General features: G+C 70.3%; 21 protein-coding genes. 8 read left to right on the top strand and 13 right to left on the bottom strand.

Features of this window, described 5'->3' with window-relative positions:
* The first annotated feature begins 79 nt into the window (after nucleotides 1-79).
* Nucleotides 80-439 carry a helix-turn-helix domain-containing protein gene (locus B5D66_RS03400; RefSeq protein WP_078760125.1) on the top strand — a complete coding sequence of 120 codons (360 nt, stop codon included), beginning with the start codon at nucleotides 80-82 and terminating at the stop codon, nucleotides 437-439.
* A gap of 177 nt (nucleotides 440-616) precedes the next feature.
* A complete protein-coding gene (locus B5D66_RS03405) occupies nucleotides 617-1,084 on the top strand; it encodes a Dps family protein (protein WP_078760126.1) in 468 nt (155 codons plus the stop codon).
* Nucleotides 1,085-1,166: 82 nt separating this feature from the next.
* Here the strand turns inward: B5D66_RS03405 and B5D66_RS03410 are convergent, their stop codons facing one another.
* The 5 genes from B5D66_RS03410 to B5D66_RS03430 all read right to left on the bottom strand — a co-directional run bounded on the left by B5D66_RS03410 (nucleotide 1,167) and on the right by B5D66_RS03430 (nucleotide 6,757).
* Nucleotides 1,167-1,619 carry an RrF2 family transcriptional regulator gene (locus B5D66_RS03410; RefSeq protein WP_078760127.1) on the bottom strand — a complete coding sequence of 151 codons (453 nt, stop codon included), beginning with the start codon at nucleotides 1,617-1,619 and terminating at the stop codon, nucleotides 1,167-1,169.
* A 193-nt stretch (nucleotides 1,620-1,812) separates the two neighbouring features.
* Nucleotides 1,813-3,264: a glycoside hydrolase family 3 protein gene (locus B5D66_RS03415; protein WP_078760128.1), complete on the bottom strand. Its 1,452-nt coding sequence runs from the start codon at nucleotides 3,262-3,264 to the stop codon at nucleotides 1,813-1,815.
* 150 nt (nucleotides 3,265-3,414) lie between these two features.
* On the bottom strand, nucleotides 3,415-4,347 hold the full coding sequence (locus B5D66_RS03420) for a carbohydrate ABC transporter permease (RefSeq protein WP_078760129.1): 933 nt from the start codon (nucleotides 4,345-4,347) through the stop codon (nucleotides 3,415-3,417).
* Complete coding sequence (locus tag B5D66_RS03425; RefSeq protein WP_078760130.1) at nucleotides 4,344-5,354, bottom strand: carbohydrate ABC transporter permease; 1,011 nt, start codon at nucleotides 5,352-5,354, stop codon at nucleotides 4,344-4,346. The genes B5D66_RS03420 and B5D66_RS03425 overlap by 4 nt, the downstream gene beginning before the upstream one ends.
* Nucleotides 5,355-5,452: 98 nt before the next feature.
* Nucleotides 5,453-6,757, bottom strand: a complete 1,305-nt coding sequence (locus tag B5D66_RS03430; protein WP_078760131.1) for an extracellular solute-binding protein — start codon at nucleotides 6,755-6,757, stop codon at nucleotides 5,453-5,455.
* 266 nt (nucleotides 6,758-7,023) lie between these two features.
* On the opposite strand from B5D66_RS03430, the gene B5D66_RS03435 reads away from it, so the two are divergent.
* Complete coding sequence (locus B5D66_RS03435; protein WP_078760132.1) at nucleotides 7,024-8,244, top strand: ROK family transcriptional regulator; 1,221 nt, start codon at nucleotides 7,024-7,026, stop codon at nucleotides 8,242-8,244.
* 12 nt (nucleotides 8,245-8,256) lie between these two features.
* On the opposite strand, the gene B5D66_RS03440 is transcribed toward B5D66_RS03435, so the two are convergent.
* Nucleotides 8,257-9,189 (bottom strand): oxidoreductase, encoded by a 933-nt coding sequence (locus tag B5D66_RS03440; RefSeq protein ID WP_078760133.1) that lies wholly within the window; start codon nucleotides 9,187-9,189, stop codon nucleotides 8,257-8,259.
* Between the two features lie 118 nt (nucleotides 9,190-9,307).
* A complete protein-coding gene (locus tag B5D66_RS03445; RefSeq protein WP_078760134.1) occupies nucleotides 9,308-9,838 on the bottom strand; it encodes a GNAT family N-acetyltransferase in 531 nt (176 codons plus the stop codon).
* Between the two features lie 109 nt (nucleotides 9,839-9,947).
* Here B5D66_RS03445 and B5D66_RS03450 point away from each other — a divergent pair, with 109 nt between their 5' ends.
* The 4 genes from B5D66_RS03450 (at nucleotide 9,948) to rny (ending at nucleotide 13,936) form a co-directional block, all read left to right on the top strand.
* Complete coding sequence (locus tag B5D66_RS03450; RefSeq protein ID WP_078760135.1) at nucleotides 9,948-10,142, top strand: DUF3046 domain-containing protein; 195 nt, start codon at nucleotides 9,948-9,950, stop codon at nucleotides 10,140-10,142.
* A gap of 281 nt (nucleotides 10,143-10,423) precedes the next feature.
* Complete coding sequence (gene recA / locus B5D66_RS03455; protein WP_078760136.1) at nucleotides 10,424-11,539, top strand: recombinase RecA; 1,116 nt, start codon at nucleotides 10,424-10,426, stop codon at nucleotides 11,537-11,539.
* On the top strand, nucleotides 11,532-12,104 hold the full coding sequence (recX, locus tag B5D66_RS03460; protein ID WP_078760137.1) for a recombination regulator RecX: 573 nt from the start codon (nucleotides 11,532-11,534) through the stop codon (nucleotides 12,102-12,104). The genes recA and recX overlap by 8 nt, the downstream gene beginning before the upstream one ends.
* A 245-nt stretch (nucleotides 12,105-12,349) precedes the next feature.
* A complete protein-coding gene (rny, locus tag B5D66_RS03465) occupies nucleotides 12,350-13,936 on the top strand; it encodes a ribonuclease Y (protein WP_078760138.1) in 1,587 nt (528 codons plus the stop codon).
* Nucleotides 13,937-13,964: 28 nt separating this feature from the next.
* Here rny and B5D66_RS03470 read toward each other — a convergent pair whose 3' ends face one another.
* The 5 genes from B5D66_RS03470 to B5D66_RS03490 form a co-directional block, all read right to left on the bottom strand.
* Nucleotides 13,965-15,932 (bottom strand): S9 family peptidase, encoded by a 1,968-nt coding sequence (locus tag B5D66_RS03470; RefSeq protein WP_078760139.1) that lies wholly within the window; start codon nucleotides 15,930-15,932, stop codon nucleotides 13,965-13,967.
* Nucleotides 15,933-16,076: 144 nt separating this feature from the next.
* Nucleotides 16,077-17,084 (bottom strand): amino acid ABC transporter permease, encoded by a 1,008-nt coding sequence (locus B5D66_RS03475; RefSeq protein WP_078760140.1) that lies wholly within the window; start codon nucleotides 17,082-17,084, stop codon nucleotides 16,077-16,079.
* A complete protein-coding gene (locus B5D66_RS03480; RefSeq protein ID WP_078760141.1) occupies nucleotides 17,081-17,755 on the bottom strand; it encodes an amino acid ABC transporter permease in 675 nt (224 codons plus the stop codon). Before B5D66_RS03480 ends, B5D66_RS03475 begins: the two co-directional genes overlap by 4 nt.
* Nucleotides 17,756-17,828: 73 nt before the next feature.
* The gene (locus B5D66_RS03485) at nucleotides 17,829-18,680 is read right to left on the bottom strand and encodes a glutamate ABC transporter substrate-binding protein (protein WP_078760142.1); all 852 of its coding nucleotides are present in this window, start codon (nucleotides 18,678-18,680) and stop codon (nucleotides 17,829-17,831) included.
* 47 nt (nucleotides 18,681-18,727) lie between these two features.
* A complete protein-coding gene (locus tag B5D66_RS03490; protein ID WP_078760143.1) occupies nucleotides 18,728-19,471 on the bottom strand; it encodes an amino acid ABC transporter ATP-binding protein in 744 nt (247 codons plus the stop codon).
* A 250-nt stretch (nucleotides 19,472-19,721) separates the two neighbouring features.
* Here B5D66_RS03490 and miaB point away from each other — a divergent pair, with 250 nt between their 5' ends.
* Nucleotides 19,722-21,182: a tRNA (N6-isopentenyl adenosine(37)-C2)-methylthiotransferase MiaB gene (miaB, locus tag B5D66_RS03495; protein ID WP_268805164.1), complete on the top strand. Its 1,461-nt coding sequence runs from the start codon at nucleotides 19,722-19,724 to the stop codon at nucleotides 21,180-21,182.
* Between the two features lie 55 nt (nucleotides 21,183-21,237).
* Here miaB and B5D66_RS03500 read toward each other — a convergent pair whose 3' ends face one another.
* Entirely contained in the window at nucleotides 21,238-22,515 is a 1,278-nt protein-coding gene (locus B5D66_RS03500) for a cytochrome P450 family protein (protein WP_078760145.1), read from the bottom strand.
* Nucleotides 22,516-22,525: the final 10 nt, after the last annotated feature.

The raw sequence follows: 22,525 nt of genomic DNA on the forward strand, positions 1-22,525 counted from the left end.
AGCTATGAGGTGCGACGATCTGGCTCGGGGCAGGTACGGTGTTTTTCATGAAGGTCGCTACCGGTGGGAGGGAGCGCGAATGATGGTCCTGCTTCGTCACCTACTTGGTGACGTGCTACGGCAGCTTCGGCAGCGGCAGGGCCGCACCCTCCGCGAGGTGTCGGCCGATGCCCGGGTCTCGCTGGGCTACTTGTCGGAGGTCGAGCGGGGGCAGAAGGAGGCCTCCTCCGAACTGCTCGCGTCGATCTGCGGGGCGCTGGGGGTCCCCCTCTCCCAGGTTCTACGCGAAGTTTCCGACCAGTTGGCGCTCGCCGAGCTCCAGGAAGCGGCTCTCCTCAGCGGGTCGGTCTCCTCCGAATCCGTTCCGGGACCCAGCCGTCTGGGCATCGATTCGGTACCCGACCGCGTTCCCGATGTCGTCGACATGGTGGGCGTGTAATCGCCCATCCTGCTCCCGTCACCGCCGGCCGCGACGGCGCGGCCGGCCTCCCGTTCTCCAGGCCCCGTCTCCCTTGGGAGGCGGGGCCTGACCCGTGTCCGGGTCGGGTGTTTCCCCTGAGGCTTCGAGGGCAGTGCTACGGATGCCGCAACGAATCGCAAAAGGGGAGGAACTACCATGGCCAAGATCCACGGTCCGCTCAGTGACGAGGCGCGTAAGATCACGGGCGAGGCACTCCAGCGCTCGGTCGTCGACCTGATCGACCTGTCCTTGCTCGCCAAGCAGGCGCACTGGAACGTGGTGGGGCGAACCTTCCGGTCGATTCACCTCCAGCTGGACGAGCTGGTCGAGGCGGCCCGCAACCACACCGACGTGCTGGCCGAACGCGCCATCGCCATCGGCGTCAACCCCGACGGACGTTCCACGAGGGTCGCCGCCGACACCGCCATCAAGCAGCCCGAACCCGGCTACATCAAGGACGACGAGGTCATCGCGTTGATCGTCGAGGTCCTCGGCGGCGTGGTGAAGCGTTTCCGCGACCACATCGCGGCCACGGAGGAGCCCGACCCGGTCACCCAGGACCTGCTCATCGCGGCGGCGCAGGACCTGGAGCAGCAGCACTGGATGTTCGAAGCGATGCGCTGACGCACCGTTCGCGGCCGAGGACGACGACGCCGGCAGGACGCCTTCACGGCGGTCCGGCCGGCGTCGTGGCGTTCGCGTCCCCTCAGCTGGCCCAGGCTTCAGGGTCCTCGGCCAGGACACGGACCGACTCGGGCAGCTTGTTGCCCGCCACGTGGTCCAGGGTCACGGTCTCCAGGATGGCGCGTTCGCTGGCGCGCAACGCGATCCACACCTGCTGGAGGCTGCGCGCAGCGCCGTCGTAGTCGACGTGCTCGGGGCGCTCGCCCCGCACGTTGGCCAATGGGCCGTCCACCGCGCGGATGATGTCGGCCAGCGAGATCTCGGTCGCGGGGCGGGCCAGCCAGTAGCCGCCGACGGGACCGCGCTGGCTGCGCACCAGGCCGGCACGGCGTAGCTGGGTGAGGATGTTCTCCAGGAATTTTCCGGGGATGGCCTGCGCGCGCGCGAGTTGTTCGGCCGTAACCGGGCCGCCACTGGCGGCAGCGAGTTCGGCCGCGGCGCGCAACGCGTAGTCGACCCGGGCAGAAAGGCGCATGCTGCGATTATGCCGTGAAACAAAGGGACTTCGGGTCAATCGGACGGCCGCGTTGCGGATCGGCGTCGGTGACGAGACGCATTTCCAGTTCTCCTACCGGGATTTCGGTGTGACGGCGCGCCCGCAGGGCGGTCAATATCACGGCCCCGCTCCGCTGGCGCGCCGGAAGGGAGCGGGGCGTGGTGCCCCGCTCTCAGCGTATCGATGCCACGGTGGCCGAGCCGAGGAGTTCGGCGGCGCTGAGGCAGTTGACCCGGGCGGCGCCGTAGGTGCTGACGTGGGCGCGGCACTGCGGACGCCAGACCGGAAGGCCCATCTCGACCACGACGGTGTCGGGCCGTGCGGCGCACAACTCGGTGAGCAGGGCACGGGTACGCGGGTAGCGGTGCGCGTCGCGCACCACGACGACGAGGTCGCGCCCTGTCGCGCGGGAAAGGATCTCGTCGGCGCGCACGGCCGAGGCGTCGATCCGCTCGGTCCCGGAGAACCACGGGGCCAGCCCCCACGGCACCTCGCCCACGGCCATCCCGGCCGGCGCGTCCACCTCGATCACCACCGGGTCGCTCAGGCGGCCGAGCTCGCCCTCGACCCGCACCGCGCGGCGGGCGGCCGCCAGGCCGATCTCCTCGTCGCCGGGGACCGTTCCCCGGGAGCGCGTCCAGGCCCGCGCGGCGGCGGTACGCGCGGCGGCGTCCTCCAGCCGCTCGGCGGGCAGCCGGCCTTCGCGCACCGCCTCGACGATCGCCGCGCGGATGGCGGCGACCTGGTCGGCGTAGACATAGCGGCCCAGGCACAGCAGGTCGCAGCCGGCGGACAGGGCCCGCACCGCGGCCTCGGGGATGCCGATGTCCCCGCTGACCCCGCGCATGTCCAGCGCGTCGGTGATGATCATGCCGTCAAAGCCCAGCTCGGTTCGGAGCAGACCGTTGACCAGGGAGGGGGTCAGGGTGGCCGGTCCGTGCTGGCCCAGCCGGGGCAGCTGGATGTGGGCGGTCAAGACGCTGCGCACGCCCGCCTGGATCGCCGCGCGAAACGGCAGCAGCTCCCGCCGGTGCAGGAGGTCGGTGTCGGCGTCGACCACCGGAAGCTCGTGGTGGGAGTCCTGGTGGGTGGCCCCGTGGCCGGGAAAGTGCTTGGCGCACGCCGCCACGCCCCCCTCCTGCAGACCGGTGACGGCCGCCGCGGCGTTGCGGGCGACCAGTTCGGCGTCGGCGCCGAAGGAACGGGTACCGATGACCGGATTGTCGGCGACCGTGTTCACGTCCACCGAGGGGGCCAGGTCCAACGTGAACCCGAGCGCGCGCAGCCGGGCGCCGAGCGTCCGGTGGACCGAGCGGGTGAGCTCGGGATCGTCCACCGCGCCCAACGCCGCGTTGCCCGGATAGTCGCTCCCCGCGGCCTGGCCGATCCGGGTGACGTCACCCCCCTCCTCGTCGAGCGCGATCAGCGGGTCGTCGGCCGCCTCGGAGAGCCGCCGGTTGAGTTCGGTCACCTGTTCGGGTCCGGAGATGTTGTTGTGGAACAGGCAGACCCCGGCGATACCGTCCGCCAGCCCGTCCAGCGTCCAGCGCGGTGCGTGCTCCGCCTCGAAGGGCACGAGCAACGTGGCGTTGGCGAGACGTTCCAGGCTCCGGTCTGCGGACATCGCGGACTCCGTTCAGTGTGGTGGCGCGCTCGGGGCGCCGGGGGCGTGCGGGAACACGCCGACGAAAACGCGGACGAGAAGGGACGTGGAAGGGCGCCGTGCGCCGGGAGAGAGCGGCACACGGCGCCGTGCGGCCGGGCTGGGAGGGGGTCAGCCCTTGACCGCGCCCATGGTGAGGCCGGAGACCATGCGGCGTTGGACGAACAGGAAGAAGATCATCACCGGGATCGTCAACAGCGTCGAAGCCGCCATGATCGACCCCCACTCGGTGCCGTAACGGCCGAAGTAGTAGGACAGCGTCAACGGCAGCGTGTAGTAGTCGGTGGAGCGGCCGAGGAAGGTCAGCGCCACGATGAACTCGTTCCACGCGGTGATGAACGCGAAGATGCTCGCGGCGACCAGGCCGGGGGCGACCAGCGGCATGAGGATGCGCCAGAAGATCGTCCAGTTGCCGGCACCGTCGATGGCCGCGGCCTCTTCCAGCTCTTTGGGCACCGCGGCGACGAATCCCCGCAGCATCATGATGGTGATCGGCAGGGACACCGCGGTGTAGACGATGAGGATGCCGGTCAGGTTGCCGAGCATCTGCACCCCGGTGGCGTCCTGGAGCTGCCGGAAGTTGATGAAGATGGAGATGATCATCGCCTCCATCGGCACCATCTGGATGACCAGCAGCACCATGATGAACGCGGTGCGCAGCCGGAACCTGAACCGGGCCACCGCGATCGCGGCGAGCAGCGACAGCACCGCCCCCATGAGCACCGAGGCCAGCGTCACCGTCAGGCTGTTGGCGAAGAAACGCCAGAAGCTGACCCCGGGGATCAGCTCGCCGTTGATCACCCGGTCGAAGTGCTCCAGGGTGGGCGTTCCCGGCAGCAGCGACGGCGTGCCCGAGAAGATCTCGCTCACGGGCTTGAAGGCGGTCGCCACCATCCAGTAGACGGGGAAGACCGAGAACAGGAACACCGCCGCGCCGGCCAGGTAGAGCCCGGCCATGCGCAGCCGTTTGGACAGCAGCGGGCCTCGGGCGCGGCTTCGCCGGTGCGCGGGGGTCCCCTTCGTGGGGGCGGTGACGGCGCTCATCGGGTCTCTCCCTGGCGGATCATGATGCGCAGGTAGTAGGCGGTGACGATGAGGATCATGACCGTCATGACCACCGCGATCGCCGAGCCCATGCCGTAGTTGGGCGGGCTGGCGTTGAAGCCCTGCTGGTAGATGTAGTACGAGAGGAGGTAGACGTCCTTGTTCTGGAAGCTGTTCGCCAGCACGTAGAGCTGGGTGAACACGCGCAGGTCCCAGATGATCTGCAGGACGAGGATCAACGAGAACAGCGGCCGGAGCATCGGCAGGGTGATGTTCCAGAAGGACCGCCAGCCGCCGGCCCCGTCCATCCGGGCCGCCTCGTAGAGCTCGTTGGGGATGCTCTTGAGACCGGCGAGGACCGAGACCGCCACGAACGGGAACGACTGCCACACGATGACCGTGATCAGCACGCTGAACAGCGACAGGGGTTCGAGGAACCAGTTGTAATCGGTCCACCCCGAGCCGACCAGCCAGTCCGGCAGCGACTCGAGCACGTGGTTGACCAGGCCGCGGCCCGGCAGGAACAGCCAGCGGAAGACCAGCGAGGCGCTCATCGCGGGGGTCGCCCAGGCGAGCATCATGCCGACCGCGACGACGGTGGAGAACCACTGGGGAAGCTTGTGCAGCAGGATGCCCACCAGCGTGCCCAGCACCATCGTGATACCGACCATCAGCACGCAGACCAGGACGGTGTTGCGCAGGATGCTCCAGAAGCCGGGGTCGCTCAGCAGCCGGATGTAGTGCTCGAAGTCGTTCCACTCGGGGTCCGGGCCGGCCGGGCTGAGGTGGCGGATGGTGTAACCGTGCAGGGAGTTCCACACCATCTGCGCGATCGGCCACAACAGGATGACGGCGAGGAAGATCAGCGCCGGTGCGATCAGCGCGTAGGGCGGGGTCTTCTTGAGGATGGTGCGCAGGAGGGAGTGGTCGGCGCGGCCGGCCTTCGGGTCCCGGCCGGGACCGGGGGCGGGATCGGCCGGCGTGGTCACCTCGGCGGTTTGTGCCATGGCTGCGTTTCTCTATCGGCTCGGGACCCACGAGGGGCCGGCGGCGCGCTGCTCCCGCCGGCCCCGTGGGTCCGGTTGACGGTAGGCGGGACCGAGGGTCAGTCCACCGGCTCGTTGAGGGTGTTGGTGAGGGCCTCGTTGGCCTCCTCCAAGACCTTGTCCGGGTCCTCGCCCTGGACGATCTCCAGGACCGCGGCGGGCAGGATCTTCTGGTTGAGGTCCGCGTCGTTCCACTTGGGGGTGGCGGGGAAGAACTTGGTGTTCTTCATCTGCTCCGCGGCGGCGGCCCGGGCGGGGTCGTCGGTGTAGGCCGGGTCGTCCAGCAGCTCGGGGTAGGCGGGGAAGAAGCCGCCCGCGTCGGCGTACTTCTTCCCGAACTCCTTGCCGCCCATCAGCTTGAGGAGTTCGGCCGCGTGGTCGGGGTTCTCCGACAGGGCGAACACGCTCAGGGCGGAGCCGCCGGCGAACGCCGGCGCGTTGCCCTCGGCGCCGGGCAGCGGGGCGGAGGCGATGTTCTCCAGGACCGACTTGTCCTCGGCCTGCTCCTCCATGGAGCCCAGCGCCCAGCCGCCGTCGATGTACATGCCGAGCTTGCTGTTGGCCATGTCGGCCAGCGGGACCAGCTCGTTCTCGCCGACGTAGGCCTTGGGGGAGACCCCGTCGTCGCCGCTCAGACCGGCGTAGAACTCGATGGCCTCCTTGGTCTCGGGGCTGGTGAGCCGCCCCTGCCAGGAGTCGCCCTCCTGAACCGCGATCTCACCGCCGTTGCTCCAGATGAAGCTGGCGATGCCGTTGGTGAAGTCGGTCGGCGCGGCGAAGCCGGGGACGTCCTTCTCCTTCTCGATCGCCTCGGCGACCTCGACCACCTCGTCCCAGGTGGTCGGCGGCTCCATGCCGATCTCGCGCAGCCAGTCGGCGCGGTAGTACAGCGTCCGCACGCCCGAGAACCACGGCACGCCGTACTGGACGCCGTCGTAACGGCCGTACTCCAGCGCGCCCTGGTCGAGGTCGGCGGCCTCGTCCCAGCTCTCGACGTAGGAACCGATGTCGGCCAGCGCGCCCTGGGCGGCCCAGTTGGAGACCTGGTCGTTGCCGACCTCCAGGACGTCGGGGGCGTCGCCGCCCGCCATCGCGTTGTTGATGGACTCCTGGGCGTCGGGCCAGGGGATGAACTCGACGTTGACCGCGGTGTCGGGGTAGGTCTCCTGGTACTTGGCCTCGACCTCGTCGAAGTAGGAGACGAGTGCGTCCTGAGAGGAGCCCATGACCCACACGGTCAGCTCCTCGGGGGCGCTGGCCGGGTCGGCCCCGCCGGCGGAGCCGCTTCCCTCGTCACCTCCGCCGCCACACGCGGCTGCCAGCAGCAGGGCCGTGGAGGCCGCTGCGACCTTCGCGAATCTCACTTCGTTGTGCTCCTTCCAGGAGTCGCCACGCGTGCGGCGTGCGTCGAAGATGACGCCCCCGAAACATCTCAGTCGGCTACGAACGCTGTGCGGGCTTCGTCGTCGGTGCGGGGTGTGCTTGAGTAAGCACTGTGTCTTCGGGCCGCCCGGCCTGGTGGGGCCGAGCCTCCGCGGACGGGGTGGTGTGAGCGGGGCCACCCGGTTCCGGTTGGCGGTTAAACTAACAGGAAACTTTCCTAATAAATAGAGACAGGGGTGTCACGGTTATGTCTCGACGTCCGGGGACTCCTCGGCTGCTCCGGCAGTTGAACGATCGCGCCGCCCTGGAGTTACTGCTGTCGTCGGGGCCGTTGACGCGAACCCAGCTCGGTGAGGCGACGGGCCTGTCCAAGGTGACCGCCTCCCAACTGCTCGCCCGGTTGGAGGAACGCGAACTCGTCCACGTCGTCGGAACCCAGGCCGGGGGGCGGGGGCCCAACGCGGCGCTGTACGCCGTGGTCCCCTCCAGCGCCTACGTGGCCGCCCTGGATGTCGGCCCCGACCGGGTCACCGCGGCCATCGCCGACATCACCGGTCAGATCGTCACGGAGGTCTCGGTCGACCCCACGGCATCCGACGATCCGGTGGCGGTCGTGCACACCACCGTCATGAAGCTCGTGGAAGGCGCCGGCGTGCGGCTGGAACTCCTGCGCGCCTGCGTCATCGGCACGCCCGGCGTCGTGGACCCGCGCACCGGCGACGTCCGCTTCTCCTTCGACCTGCACTCCTGGCACGAGGGCGTGCTGGAGTCACTACGCACCGACCTGCGGCGCTCGGTCACCATCGAGAACGACGTCAACCTCGCCGCCCTCGCCGAGCACGCCGAGGGGGTCGCCCGCGGGGTCTCCGACTTCGTGTTGATGTGGGTCGGCAGCGGCGGCGGTGTGGGCATGGCCATCATGCTCGGCGACCGGATCCACCGGGGACGCTCCGGCGGAGCCGGTGAGATCGGCTACCTCCCCGTCCCGGGGGCGCCGCTGCCCGACGACGTCGGCCTGCCCGGGGGCTACCAGTCGCTGCGCACCGCCTATGGCAAGCCGTCGCTGGCGCACGGCTTCCAGGCGCTCGTGGGCGCCCAGGAGATCCTCGCGCTCGCCTCGTCCCACGGCTTCCCGGGAGACGACGTCGCCGCGGTGCTGCACGCGGCACGCGCCCACCGCGAGCGCGGGGACGCCTTCCTCGACGAGCTCGCCCAGCGCATCGCGCGCGGAGTGGCATCGGTGTGCGTCGTCCTCGACCCCGGGCTGGTGGTCCTCGGCGGCGCGGTCTCCCGCGCGGGCGGGACCGACCTGGCCCACCGCGTGGCCAGGGCGACCGAGCGGATCGGGCCGAACGCGCCGGAGGTCAGCGTCAGCCGGGTCGAGGGCAACCCCGTCCTGCGTGGCGCGGTCCTCGCCGCGCTGCGTTCCGCCCGGGAGGAGGTCTTCGCCTCCACCGTGGAGGGGTGAGCCGGGGGAGGGTCAGCCGGCCCAGTCGAAGCGCACCCCGGTCAGGTCCTCGCAGACGCGCCACAACCGTGCCGCCGTCTGCTCGTCCTCGGCCGCGGGGGAACGGCCTCCGGGCACCGGGGCGCCTCGCAGCCCCATGAACGAGGCCGGACCGACATAGGCGTCCCCGGGCAGGTCCGGGTCGGTGGCCGCGCGGAGGACGGGCAGCGCACCCTGCTCGTCGCTCTGCCCCACCAGGGCCATCCCCGCGGTCATCGCCCGGGCGAGCAGGCGCCGCCCGGCCATTCGGGGACCTGCGGCGGCCAGCCCGGTCGCGGTCAGACCGGGGTGCGCGGCGAGGGAGCGCAACGGCCGTCCGGCGGCCCGCGCCCTGCGCTGGAGTTCGCCGCTGAACAACAGGTTGGCCAGCTTCGACTGGGCGTAGGCGCGCCACGGCCGGTAGTCGCCCCGCCCCTGGAGGTCCCCGAAGTCGATCCGCCCGCGTGCGTGCAGCATGCTGCTCACGGTCACCACCCGTGGCTCGGCGGACGCCAGCAGCCAGGGCAGCAGCACACCGGTCAGCGCGAAGTGCCCGAGGTGGTTCGTCCCGAACTGCATCTCGAACCCGTCCGCGGTGCTGCGCCGGGGCAGGGCCATGACCCCCGCGTTGTTCACCAGCAGGTCCACCCGTTCCTCGGGCAGCCGCGCCGGAAACTCGCGTACCGATCCCAGGTCGGCCAGGTCCAGGGGGAGCACGGTGGCGTCGGCGCCGGGTACCTGGGCGCGCAACCGCTCCAGCGCGGCTGCGCCGCGCTCCCGGTCGCGGCAGGCCAGTACGGTGCGGGCGCCACGCCGGGCCAGCTCGCGCGCCGTGACATGGCCGATTCCCCTGTTCGCGCCGGTCACCACGGCCACCCGCCCGCTCAGGTCGGGGATGTCGCTCAGGGCCCAGGGGACAGGACGCATCGGGACCTCCGGGGACGGCGCGGGAGAGGGGCGGCGATGCCGAACCTAGTCCGTCGCCTCCCCACCCGTGTGACCGCCCCGTTGAGGCGCGGTGAACGCTACGTGCCCGGGCCCGTCCTCAGACGAGCGGGCGTCGCATCGCGATCCGCGGCGCGACCACGATGCCCGCGGCCTCCTCGACACGCCACTGCGCGCGCAGCTGCGGGCCCCACCGGGACTCGGGAAGCTCCTCGAAGCCGCGCCGGGCGTACCAGGGGGCGTTCCAGGCGACATCGCGGAAGGTCGTCAGGGTGACGGCGGCCAGCCCACGCTCCCGGGCGTCGGCGCACACCGCCTCCACCAGCGCCGAGCCGGTCCCACGACGGCCCAGGTCCGGATGGACCGCGAGCTGGGCCAGGTGCGCCTGGCCGTCGAGCTCGGTGACGACCGCGAACCCGGCCGCGGGACGGCCGGCGACGAACACCCGTCCCGCCGTCACCAGCGTCTCGCCCGGATCGTCGGGAGGCAGCTCGATCCCCGCCGTGGCGAACAGGGCGTCGGCGGCGAGGGAGATCTCGCGCAGTCGCGCGGCGTCGGAGGGGAGGGCCGGTCGGATCGAGGTGCCGGGGACCGGGGAGAGGGGTTCGCTCACATCGGTGGATGGTCTCATCCGGACACGGATGGGTCCACCGGTTTTCGCACGTCCAGGCGGGGACGGCTCTTCTCCTCGCCCTGGCGCGCGGGTGACATCGGTGTCGGCGGCACCGATACTGGAGGGGATGAGACTCTCCCAATTCTGGCAGCGAATGAACGAGCAGTTCGGCGAGAACTACGCCGAGAGCCTGGCCCGCGACCACGTGATCGAGGAGCTGGGCTCCCGTACCGTCCACCAGGCGCTCGCCGACGGGGTCGCGGCCAAGCAGGTCTGGCGCGCCGTGTGCGAGGCGTTCGACCTTCCCGCGGCCGTCCGCTGAGGAGGGGGCCCGAGGGGGGCGCCGACATGCCGAAGGAGGGCCGGCCCCCTCAAAATCGAACAGAAGTTCGGGTAGGCTGAACGGTGTAGCCGGCCCGGCGGTGACGCGATTCACGAGGAGACACGCGACGGCTACCGCTGGACGGCCGCGCCCACAGACCGGCGAGAACGCCGCGCGACGGCTGTCCACACCGTGGCGATCCGCGTCGCGAAATGTCATCGCGGCAGCGTAGCGTCACCTTCGACATGAAAAAGAAAGCACCGACCCAACAGGGGTTCCCCGTGGCAACTGCTGATCGAGAGAAGGCTCTCGAAACCGCGCTCGCGCAGATCGAGCGTCAATTCGGCAAGGGCTCCATCATGCGCCTCGGCGATGACGACCGCCCGCCCATCGAGTCGATCCCCACCGGCGCGATCTCGCTGGACATCGCGCTGGGGATCGGTGGCCTCCCGCGGGGCCGGATCATCGAGATCTACGGTCCCGAATCCTCGGGTAAGACCACGGTCGCCCTGCACGCGGTGGCCAACGCCCAGCGCATGGGAGGCATCGCGGCGTTCGTCGACGCCGAGCACGCCCTGGACCCCGAGTACGCCAAGAAGCTCGGCGTCAACACCGACGACCTCCTGCTGTCCCAGCCCGACACGGGCGAGCAGGCCCTGGAGATCGTCGACATGCTGATCCGCTCCGGCGCGATCTCCATCATCGTCATCGACTCGGTGGCCGCGCTCGTGCCCCGGGCCGAGATCGAGGGCGAGATGGGCGACAGCCACGTCGGCCTCCAGGCCCGCCTGATGTCGCAGGCGCTGCGCAAGATCACCAGCGCGCTGCACCAGACCGGCACCACCGCGATCTTCATCAACCAGCTTCGCGAGAAGGTCGGCGTCATGTTCGGTTCGCCCGAGACCACCACCGGTGGACGGGCGCTGAAGTTCTACTCCTCGGTCCGCCTGGACGTGCGCCGCATCGAGACCCTGAAGGACGGCACCGAGGCGGTCGCCAACCGCACCCGTGTCAAGGTGGTCAAGAACAAGGTGGCCCCGCCCTTCAAGCAGGCCGAGTTCGACATCCTCTACGGGGTGGGCATCAGCCGCGAGGGCGGGCTGATCGACCTCGGTGTCGAACAGGGCATCGTCCGCAAGTCCGGCGCCTGGTACACCTACGAGGGCACCCAGCTCGGCCAGGGCAAGGAGAACGCCCGCACCTTCCTGCGCGAAAACGCCGACCTCGCCAACGAGATCGAGAAGAAGATCAAGGAGAAGCTGGGCGTGCGGACCGCCGGCGACGACACCGCCACCAGCGAGGCCGCGCCCGAGCCGGACCCGGCCAAGGCCGCGACCGCCCCCGCCGCACCGACCAAGCGGGCCGCCAAGAAGGCGGCTCCGACGGCGGATGTCTGATCCGCTTGCCCCCCTGTTCGACGCGCACGAGATTCCTCCGGCCGGCCCCCGGCCGGAGGAAGATCCCACGGCGAAGGCACGCGGCGTCTGTCTGCGGCTGCTGACCTCGGCGCCGCGTACCCGCGCCCAGCTCGAACAGGCGCTCCAGCGCAGGAACATCCCCGACGAGGTCATCGAGACCGTGCTCGACGGGCTCGGCGAGGCCGGGCTGATCGACGACGTCGCCTTCGCCGAGGCCTGGGTCGACTCCCGCCACGCAGGGCGGGGACTCGCCCGGCGCGCGCTCGCCTCCGAACTACGCCGGCGTGGCGTCGCCGAGGAGACGGTGCGCGACGCCGTGGACGAACTGAGCGCCGAGCGGGAGGAGGAGACCGCCCGGAGGCTGGTCCGCCGCAAACTCGCCGCCACCGCGGGCCGTGACGACACCACGCGGATCCGCCGGGTCATGGGCATGCTCGCCCGCAAGGGATACTCCGCGGGGCTGGCCTACCGTCTGGTGCGCGAGGAGCTTGAGGCCGAGGGCGTCGAGGTCGACCTTCCCGACCCGGGGCCCGACCTCGACTGAACGGGCCGATGCCACGGACGGGTACCGTCTCGCCGGTTTCCTTGCCTCAGCGGGTCGCCCGGCCCTAACCTCGCGGCAGTGAGGAATTAACTCCGTGTACGGCGGGTAGCCATATCCACAGTGGATGAGGCGCGCGCCGTCGCGTACGGACAAGTGGCCCAGGTGGCCGGCGAAGCGCACCCGAAGGCCGCCCGGGGAGCCGACAGCGACAGCCGGCGACCATGGGCAGGGTTGGGGGTAGGGCCATGGGCGGGGCGACCGGCCTGCTGACGGCGGGCTTCGTGGTCGCCCTCGCCGTGCTCGGGGTCATGGCGGTGATCCTCGTCCGATCGGTGACCTCGGCCCGGGACGAGCGCGCCCGGGTGATCCGCGCCGAACTCGACGAGGCCCGCGAACAGGCCAGACGAATCCGCTCCGAGGCCGAGGCCGAGGCCCGTGACCGCGTCCGCGAGGCCGAGGAGCGCGCGGCCCGCACCCGTGCCCAGACCGACGAGGAGCACACGGCGGCCCGTGGCCGCATCGACGAGCACCGCGCCGAATTGGAGGCGCGCGAGTCCCGGTTGTCCGAACGGGAACGCCGCCTCGACGAGGAGCTGCGCCGGCTCGCCGACGCCCGGCGTGAGGTCGACCGGCGTTCCGCGCTCCTCGACCGGCGAGAGCGCGAACTCTCCCGGCTCGACGAGGAACGGCTGGTGGTGCTTGAGGCCGCGGCCGGGCTGACCGCCGAGGAGGCGCGTGCCGAGATCGTCGCCGAGATCGAGAATCAGGCCAAACGCGAGGCCGCGCTCCTGGTACGCGACATCGAGAAGGAGGCCCGCAAGAACGGCGAGGCGCGCGCTCGCAAGATCATCACCCTGGCCATCCAGCGGTTGGCCACCGAACAGACCACCGAGTCGGTCGTCTCGGTCGTGCACCTGCCCAGCGACGACATGAAGGGCAGGGTCATCGGCCGCGAGGGACGCAATATCCGCGCCTTCGAAACGGTCACCGGCGTCAACCTGATCATCGACGACACCCCCGAGGCCGTCCTCCTGTCCTGTTTCGACCCGGTACGCCGGGAGATCGCCCGGCTCACCCTGGAGAAGCTGGTCCTCGACGGTCGCATCCACCCCCACCGCATCGAGGAGGTCTACGAGGCCAGCCGGGCCGAGGTCGACCAGCTGTGCGTGCGGGCCGGCGAGGACGCGCTCGTCGACGTGGGCGTCACCGACATGCATCCCGAACTGGTCACCCTGCTCGGCCAGCTCCGTTACCGCACCTCCTACGGCCAAAACGTGCTCAAGCACCTCGTCGAGTCCGCCCACCTGGCCGGCATGATGGCCGCCGAGCTGGGCTTGGACGTCCGGCTCCTCAAACGGTGCGCCCTGCTGCACGACATCGGAAAAGCGCTCACCCACGAGGTCGAGGGCAGTCACGCGCTGATCGGCGCGGAGATCGCCCGTCGCTACGGCGAGTCCGACGACGTGGTGCACGCCATCGAAGCCCACCACAACGAGGTCGAGGTCCGCACCGTCGAGGCGGTCCTCACCCAGGCCGCCGACGCCATCAGCGGGGGCCGTCCCGGCGCCCGGCGCGAATCGCTGGAGGCCTATGTCGAGCGTCTCCAACGGCTGGAGGAGATCGCCCGGGCCAACGAGGGCGTCGAGAAGGTCTTCGCGATGCAGGCCGGCCGCGAGGTGAGGGTCATGGTCAAACCCGAGGCGGTCGACGACGTGCAGGCCCAGGTGATCGCGCGCGACATCGCCAAACGGGTCGAGGAGGAGCTGACCTACCCCGGGCAGATCCGGGTGACCGTCATCCGCGAGTCCCGGGCGACCGAGACGGCCCGTTGAGCGGGGCCGGCCCCGGCCCCGCCCTCGGTCATGTCTCCAGGGTGACCTCGGGGATCCCCGGCGGAACGAAACCGAACACCCGCCCGTAGAACGCCAGCTCCGTCTCCAGCGACCGGGCGACGTTGCCGGCCTCGCGGAACCCGTGCGACTCGCCCGCGAACTCCACGAGGAGGTGCGCGACCCCGCGTTCGGCCAGCGACGCGGCGAACGCGCGGGCCTGTGCGGGCGGCACCACCGGGTCCTCGCTTCCCTGGAGCAGCAGCACCGGTACGTCGACCTCGTCGGCGCGGGTGATCGGCGAGCGCTCACGGTACAGCTCGGCGCTCTCCGGCAACGGCCCGATCAGCCCGTCGAGGTAGCGCGATTCGAAGTCGTGCGTCTCCTCGACCAGCCGGGACAGGTCGGTGACCCCGAAGTAGGAGGTGCCGCAGGCGAAGGTGTCACCGGTCAGGGCCAGCAGCGCGGTCAGCCCTCCGGAGCTGGGGCCGCGGATGGCCAGCCGCCGAGGATCGGCCATGCCGCGTTCGACCAGGGCCTGTGCCGCGGCGACGGCGTCCTCCACGTCGACGACACCCCACTGTCGGTGCAGCCGTTCGCGGTAGGCGCGTCCGTATCCGGCGGATCCGCCGTAGTTGACGTCGAGGATGCCGATCCCACGGCTGGTGAAGTACGCCTTCGTCGCGTCCATGCTGCTGTCGGCCAGACCGGTCGGCCCGCCGTGGACCCACACCACGTAGGGGGCGGGCCCGTCCCCGGACACGTCGGGGTGCGCGGGCGGATACACGACCGCGTGTACGCGACGACCGTGAGGGCCGGACAGGGTCTCGGCGCGCGGGGTCGGCAGGAACTCGGGGGAGGGAGGCGCGTCCGACCCGCTGCGCACCGTCTCGGTCTCACCGGTCGCGGGATCCAACCGGACCACGGCCCACGGTGTCCGTGGGGATCCGGCCACCCCGACCACCGTCGTCCCGTCACAGGCCACCGAACGCCAGCTGGTCAGCTCGCCGGCCACGGGGTGCAGGGAGCCGGACGCGGGATCGAGGAGGGCCGCGCCGAGGTCGGCGTGACCGTGGAGGACGAGCAGCCGGCCGTCGTCGAGCACGCAGAACGGCGTCACCCCCAACTGCCAGGGGGGTGGGGCGAACTCCCGCTCGGCCGGGTGCAGCGCCTGGACGAGACCGTCCAGGTCCACCTGGTAGAGGTTCCACCAGCCCGACCGGTCACAGACGTAGTACAGATGGGTGTCGTCGCGCCACCGCGGGGCGAGCACCGACTCGGTGGGGCCGCCCTTGAGGGTGCGGATCCCCTCGACCCGGCCGTCCCCGTCGAACATCCCGACCCGCAGCTCGGTGCCGTCCCAGGGCATGCGCGGGTGGTCCCAGCAGAGCCAGGCCAGGTGACGGCCGTCGGGCGAGGCCACGGGCGCGGCGAAGAAGTCCGATCCGGTGACCAGCACGCGCACGGCCGCGGGGTCCTCGGCGGCCCGTCCGCAGAGCGGGACCGAGACGAGGCAGCGGGACACGGAGCCGTCGGCGGCGTGACTCTCCCGAACGCACAGGACCTGTTCGCCGTCGGGGGCCAGGGACAGGTCGGCGTAGCGCAGCGATCCGGGCCGCTCGGGTTCGGGTGTGAGCGGACGGGGGTGGCGCGCGTCGCGCTCCAGCAGGTACAGGCGCTGGTCGGAGAACTCGGCGAAGACGACGCCGTACCGGGTACCGGCCTGGCCGTCTCGACTTGGGACCGGCAGGTGGGAACGGCCGCCGTACTCGTGGACGCGGGTCCGGGCGTTCCAGGGGCGGGGCAGCAGTTCGGTGAGGGAGCCGTCGCCGCCCTGGCGCATCACCGTGGTCCGCCCGTCCTCGTCCGGGCGGGACTCCTCCCACCAGATCTCCCCACCGGCGGCGGAGGGGAAGTTCAGGCCACGTTCGCCTCGCGCGACGTCCTTCGCGGTGAGTGGGGACGGCCAGGTCCCGTACGGCATCGACTGATCGCTCAATGCGGCCCCCGCTTCGTGGGTCTCGTCGGATCGGCACGACCCTAGTGGACGAGGGGTCGACACGTGAGGCGAAGAACGCTGGAAAAGGCGCGTCCCCGGTCCGAGGAACGGACCGGGGACGCGCGGCAGGAGACAGAGGGGACCTCAGGGCTCCTTGGAGACGCCGCCGGCCGAGGGGCCGGGCTCGGCGACGGACACCGCGGGAACGGGGCCATCGCCCGGTTCGGCGGTGACGCCGGCCGGCCGGCCGCGCCGGGAGTTGCGTCGTTCCAGCATGATCGCCACGCGGCTCAACGCGACATTGATGATGATGTAGATGACCGCGCAGATGATGGCGGCCGGGATGACGTTGCTGTACCTGGTCGCGATCAGCGTGAAGCTGCGCAGCAGCTCGGGGAAGGCCACGATGTAACCGAGCGCCGAGTCCTTGAGCAGGACCACCAGCTGGGCCACGATCGCGGGCATCATCGAGCTGACGGCCTGCGGGATCAGGATGAGCCACATGGTCTTGGTGCGGTTCATGCCGATCGAGTAGGCGGCCTCGCTCTGCCCCTTGGGCACGGCGTTGATACCGGCCCGGAAGACCTCGGCCAGCACCGACCCGTTGTACAGGGTCAGGCCCGTTACCACCGCGGCCAGCGCGCTCACCTGGAAGGTACCGGGTGTCATGGGGGGCATCCCGAAGACCGGCAGCAACTGGTTGATCGCGATGGGCAGCGCCATGGTGAAGAAGATCAGCATGAGCAGCGGGATGCCGCGGAAGAACTCCACGACCGCCCCCGCGGGGATGCGGATCCAGGCGTGCTCCGACAACCGGCCGATGCCGAACACCAGGCCGAAGACCAGGGCCAGCACCGCCGCGAACAGCGCCGCGGTCAGGGTGTTCTGCAGACCCGGGATGACGTAGTCGGTCCACGTGGCGGGGTCGAGGAACGGCGCCCACTTGGCCTGCGTCCACTGCCCGTCGGGGTTGGGGGCCCAGGCCTGCGCGCTGAACAACGAGGGCGCGCCCTCGCCCAGGGTCCGGTTGAAACCGAGGTAGAGCACCGCCAGGCCGGCCAGGCCGGCCAGGAGGGTCAGCGCGCTGTAGACGCCGTACCGCGCCCGGGCCTTGGGGCCCGGAACGTCGAACAGGACGTTGTTCGTGCTCATCGGACCACCGCCACTCGCTTGCTCAGCCAGCCGAAGAGGTATCCCATCGGCAGGGTCAGGATCAAGAACCCGACCGCGAAGCCGAAGAAGGTCGGCAGGACCGGTGCGATGCCCTGGTCGAACATCAGCTTCATCTGTCGGGAGGCCTCCTGTACGCCGAGCCCGGCGACCGAGGCCACGGTCGTGTTCTTGGTGAGGGCGATGAGCACGCTACCCAGCGGTCCCACGACGGTGCGCAGCGCCTGTGGGATCACGATCAGGCGCAGGTTCTGGGTGAAGGTCAGGCCGAGCGAACGCGCGGCCTCGACCTGGCCCACCGGAATGGTGTTGATGCCCGCGCGCAGGGACTCGGAGACGAAGCAGGAGGTGTAGGCGGACAGGCCGATCACCGCCCACCAGAAGACGTCCCACATGACCTGGTCGGACAGGTGGAGTCCCAGTGCGCTGTTGAGCCCCAGGCCGCAGAAGAGCAGCACCAGGGTGAGTGGAGTGTTGCGGATCCCCTCGACGTAGGCCGTGGAGATGCCCCGTAGCAGTGGGACGGGGGAGACCCGCATCGCGGTCAGGATGACGCCCAGGATGAAAGAGAACAGGGCGCTCAGCAGGGTGAGCCGGACGGTCCAGGAGAAACCGTCGACGACTTTGTCGATGTTGCTGAAAAAGGCTTCCATGGGTCCAAGCCAGTCGCATGCCCGGACGGCGGAACAGCGGCCCGCCGCCCGGGCACTGGATCAAGGGGTGGCTTTAGGCGCAGCCTTCGATCTCCGGCTGCGTCTCCTCGTACTCGAAACCGGTCTCACCGAAGTTGGACTCGAGGAACTCCACGGCCTTGCCCTCGTCCCACATCTTGGTGATGGCCTGGTTGACCTGCTCGCAACGGTCGGTGCTGCCCTTGGGCAGGCCGACACCGTAACGCTCCTCGCCGAAGGGGTTGTTGACGAGGCGGAAGGCGTCGGGCTGCTGGGAGGCGAAGCCGGCCAGGATGGTGTTGTCGGTGGTCACCGCGTCGACGGTGCCGTCGGTGAGGAGCTGGATGCACTCGGAGTAGTTGCCGGCCTCACGAAGCTGGGCGTCGATGCCCATGTCGTCGACGATGTTGTTGGCCGAACGGGAGCCGGAGGCCGAGCACAGCGTCTTGCCCGCGAGGTCCTCGGGGCCCTGGATGTCCTCGTTGTCGGCGCTGACGAGGATGTCCTGCTGGGCGACGTAGTAGGGGCCGCCGAAGTCGACGACCTGCTTGCGCTCGTCGGTGATGGAGTAGGTCGCGATGATCATGTCCACCGTGCCCTGCTGGAGGAAGGTCTCGCGGTTGGCCGAGGCGGCCTCGGTCCACTCGATCTGCTCCGGCGTGTAGCCCAGCTCACCGGCGATGTAGGTGGCCACGTCCACGTCGAAGCCGACGGGCGCGTTCCCCTCCTGCATGCCCAGGCCCGGCTGGTCGTACTTGACGCCGATGGTGATGGTGTCGCCGCCGCCCTCGCCGCCGCCTTCGCCGCCGCCCTCGCCACCGCCGACCTCGGCGGTCCCGCAGGCCGTGAGCGCCAGGACCATGGCGGCGGTTCCGGCCAGGGCCGTGCTGATGCGACGAACTCGCATGTTCGGGTACCTCTTCCTTGTGTTCTGTGCGGGAACCGGTGGGGTGCCTAGTGGGTGAGGATCTTCGAGAGGAAGTCCTTGGCCCGTTCCGAGCGAGGGTTGGTGAAGAACTCGTCGGGGGTGTTCTCCTCGACGATCTGACCATCGGCCATGAAGACCACCCGGTTCGCGGCGCGGCGGGCGAATCCCATCTCGTGGGTGACCACCACCATCGTCATGCCCTCCTTGGCGAGGTCGGTCATGACGTCGAGGACCTCCTGGACCATTTCGGGGTCCAGAGCGGAGGTGGGCTCGTCGAAGAGGATCACCTTGGGGTTCATGGCCAGGGCGCGGGCGATCGCCACCCGCTGCTGCTGGCCTCCGGAGAGCTGGGCGGGGTACTTGTGCGCCTGGTTGGCGATGCGGACCCGCTCCAGCAGCTCCATCCCGCGGGCCTCGGCCTCGGCCTTGGACTTCTTCAAGACCTTGATCGGTCCGAGTGTCACGTTCTGCAGCACGGTCTTGTGCGCGAAGAGGTTGAACGACTGGAACACCATGCCGACGTCGCTGCGCAGCCGGGCCAGGCCCCGTCCTTCAGCAGGGAGCGGACTCCCGTCGATCGTGATGACTCCGCTGTCGATCGTCTCCAACCGGTTGATCGTGCGGCACAGGGTGGATTTGCCAGAACCGGACGGGCCGATGACGACCACCACCTCGCCGCGCTGGACGGAGAGATTGATGTCGCGAAGCACGTGGAGGTCGCCGAAGTGCTTGTCGACGTTCTCCAGGACGACGAGAGGAGTTGCCTTCATGAGCCGGAACCTAGCGGCCGGAGGGAGTGGTTGTCATCACCACAGACCCCCCGGAAGATGGGAGTAGCAGACTTGTTATGGGCCAATCTGTACAAATGTTATGAATCAGGACGTTTGGTTGGCCGGCTTGGTAGTTGATGGCCCTGGCAACTATGCTTTGCGGCCCTCCGAAAGCGGGGCGCCTGGACCGGTCGGCCCAGGTGCGAGCAGCGACTAGCCTGGGACCGTGAGCCAGAGTCGTACCTACGAAGTGCGCACCTACGGCTGCCAGATGAACGTCCACGACTCCGAGCGCCTGTCCGGTCTGCTGGAGGACGCGGGGTACAAGCGCGCAGCCGAGGACAGCACACCAGACGTCGTCGTGTTCAACACGTGCGCGGTCCGGGAGAACGCCGACAACCGCCTCTACGGCAACCTCGGGCACCTGCGCCCCGTCAAGGACTCCCATCCCGGCATGCAGATCGCCGTGGGCGGGTGCCTCGCGCAGAAGGACCGGGGCGAGATCGTCCGCCGGGCGCCGTGGGTGGACGTGGTGTTCGGGACCCACAACATCGGCTCCCTCCCGGCGCTGCTGGAACGATCCCGCGTGCAACGCGAGGCCCAGGTCGAGATCCAGGAGTCGCTGGAGACGTTCCCCTCCACGCTGCCGACCCGGCGCGAGTCCGTCTACGCCGCCTGGGTCTCCATCTCGGTGGGATGCAACAACATCTGCACCTTCTGCATCGTCCCCTCCCTGCGGGGCAAGGAGAAGGACCGCAGGCCCGGTGACATCCTCGCCGAGATCCGGGCGCTCGTCGCCGAAGGGGCGATCGAGGTCACCCTGCTCGGTCAGAACGTCAACGCCTACGGCTCGGAGTTCGGCGACCGGCAGGCGTTCTCCAAGCTCCTGCGGGCCTGTGGCGAGATCGAGGGACTGGAGCGGGTCCGCTTCACCTCCCCGCACCCGCGCGACTTCACCGACGACGTCATCGCGGCGATGGCCGAGACCCCCAACGTCATGCCCCAGCTCCACATGCCGTTGCAGTCCGGATCCAGCCGGGTGCTCAAGGCGATGCGCCGTTCCTACCGGCAGGAGCGTTTCCTCGGCATCGTGGAGAAGGTCCGCGCGGCGATGCCCGAGGCCGCCATCACCACCGACATCATCGTCGGCTTCCCTGGTGAGACCGAGGAGGACTTCGAGGAGACGCTCAAGGTCGTGCGCGAGGCGCGCTTCGCCCAGGCGTTCACCTTCCAGTACTCCAAGCGGCCCGGGACCCCGGCGGCCACGATGGAGGGTCAGCTGCCCAAGGAGGTCGTGCAGGAGCGCTACGAGCGGCTGGTCGAGCTCCAAGACGCCATCTCCTGGGAGGAGAACCGCCGACTCGTGGGACGCGACGTCGAGGTGCTCGTGGCGGAGGGAGAGGGCCGCAAGGACGGCGAGCGGCGTCGCCTCTCCGGCCGCGCCCCCGACAACCGGCTCGTCCACTTCGCGGTGGACGGGGAGGCCGTCCCGCGCCCCGGCGACCTGGTGACGGTCGGCGTCACCTACGCCGCCCCCCACCACCTCGTCGCCGACGCCGGGGTGCGCGCGGTGCGCCGTACCCGCGCGGGCGACGCCTGGGAGGCCCGCAACGCCGCTCCGCAGTCCGGCTCGGGGGTTCTGCTGGGCATGCCCAAGGTGGGCGTCCCCGACCCGCTCCCCGCGGCCACCGGGGGCTGTAGCGCGCTGTAGACCCGTCGCCGTGGCCCCGGGACCGACTCGGTCCCGGGGCCACGGCGTCTCGCGTTCACCAGCGCACGGGCAGCCGTGCCAGGCGCCGGTTGGCCGGCAGCGGGATCCACTCCAGCTGCTCCGGCGCGATCGCGAGCGCGAGCCCTGGGAAGCGCCCCAGCAGGGCGCGCAGCGCCACGTCGGCCTCCTGGCGGGCCAGCGCGGCCCCCAGGCAGTAGTGGGCGCCGTGCCCGAAGCCGATGTGGCTCTCGCCGGGGCCTCCCGGATCGCGGGTGATGTCCAGCCGGTCGGGGTCGGGGAAGCGGCGGGGATCGCGGTTGGCCGAGACCAGGACGACCTGGACCGCATCGCCGGCCCGGATCGCCGTCCCGGCCAGTTCGAGGTCCTCGGCCGCGTAGCGCAGCCGGGTCGCCTGCACCGGCCCGCACCAGCGCATCAGCTCGTTGACCGCGCGTGGCGTCAGATCGGGATCCGCGCGCAGGAGCGCGAGCTGGTCGGGATGGGTGAGCAGCGCCGCGACCCCGTTGCCGATGAGATGGGCGGTCGTCTCGTGGCCGGCGAAGACCAGGGTGAGCACCAATGAGACCATCTCGTGGTCGGTGAGGCGGTCGCCGTCCTCGTCGTGGGTGCGGATGAGCCCGCTGAGCAGATCGTCGGAGGGGGCGGCGCGCCGCGCGGCGATCAGGCCGTGGATGTAGTCGGCGACGGCCCGGACGGTCGCGGGGAAGGTCGCGGGATCCACCGACAGCAGGGATCGTCCCCAGTCGCGCCACAGGGGTCGGTCGGGTTCGGGGATGCCGACCAGTTCGCAGATGACGGTGATCGGCAGCGGATAGGCCAGGTGCTCGATCAGGTCGACGACGCCGTTGTCCGCGGTGTCGGGCAGCCGGTCCAACAGCTCCTCGGTGATCGCCTCCACCCGGGGGCGCAGCTCGCCCACCCGGCGCACGGTGAAGGTCCGGGAGACGAGTTTGCGCAGCCGGGTGTGGTCGGGGGGATCGGTCTCCAGGATCGACCCGAGCAGGAGCGAGCTGAGCTCCCCGTCGAGCCCCATCATCCTCATCACCCCCGCGCGACCGCCCTTCGCCGCGTCTCCGGGAGCCGCATCGGCGTTGTTGAGGAAGCGGGGGTCGCTCAGGACGGCGCGGACGTCGTCGAAGCGCGTGACGAACCAGATCGGGGAGCCGTCCAGGTAGCGGCCGCGTATCACCGGGGCCTGCTCGCGCAGCCGGGCGTAGCCCCCGTAGGGGTCGGAGATCAGTTCGGGCGAGGCCAGGTGGGGTTCACCGGGGTGCTCGTCGACGGTCGCGGCGAAGGGGTTGGAGGTCGTCATTGTGAGAACT

The sequence above is a fragment of the Marinactinospora thermotolerans DSM 45154 genome (genome assembly GCF_900167435.1).
Taxonomy (GTDB): domain Bacteria; phylum Actinomycetota; class Actinomycetes; order Streptosporangiales; family Streptosporangiaceae; genus Marinactinospora; species Marinactinospora thermotolerans.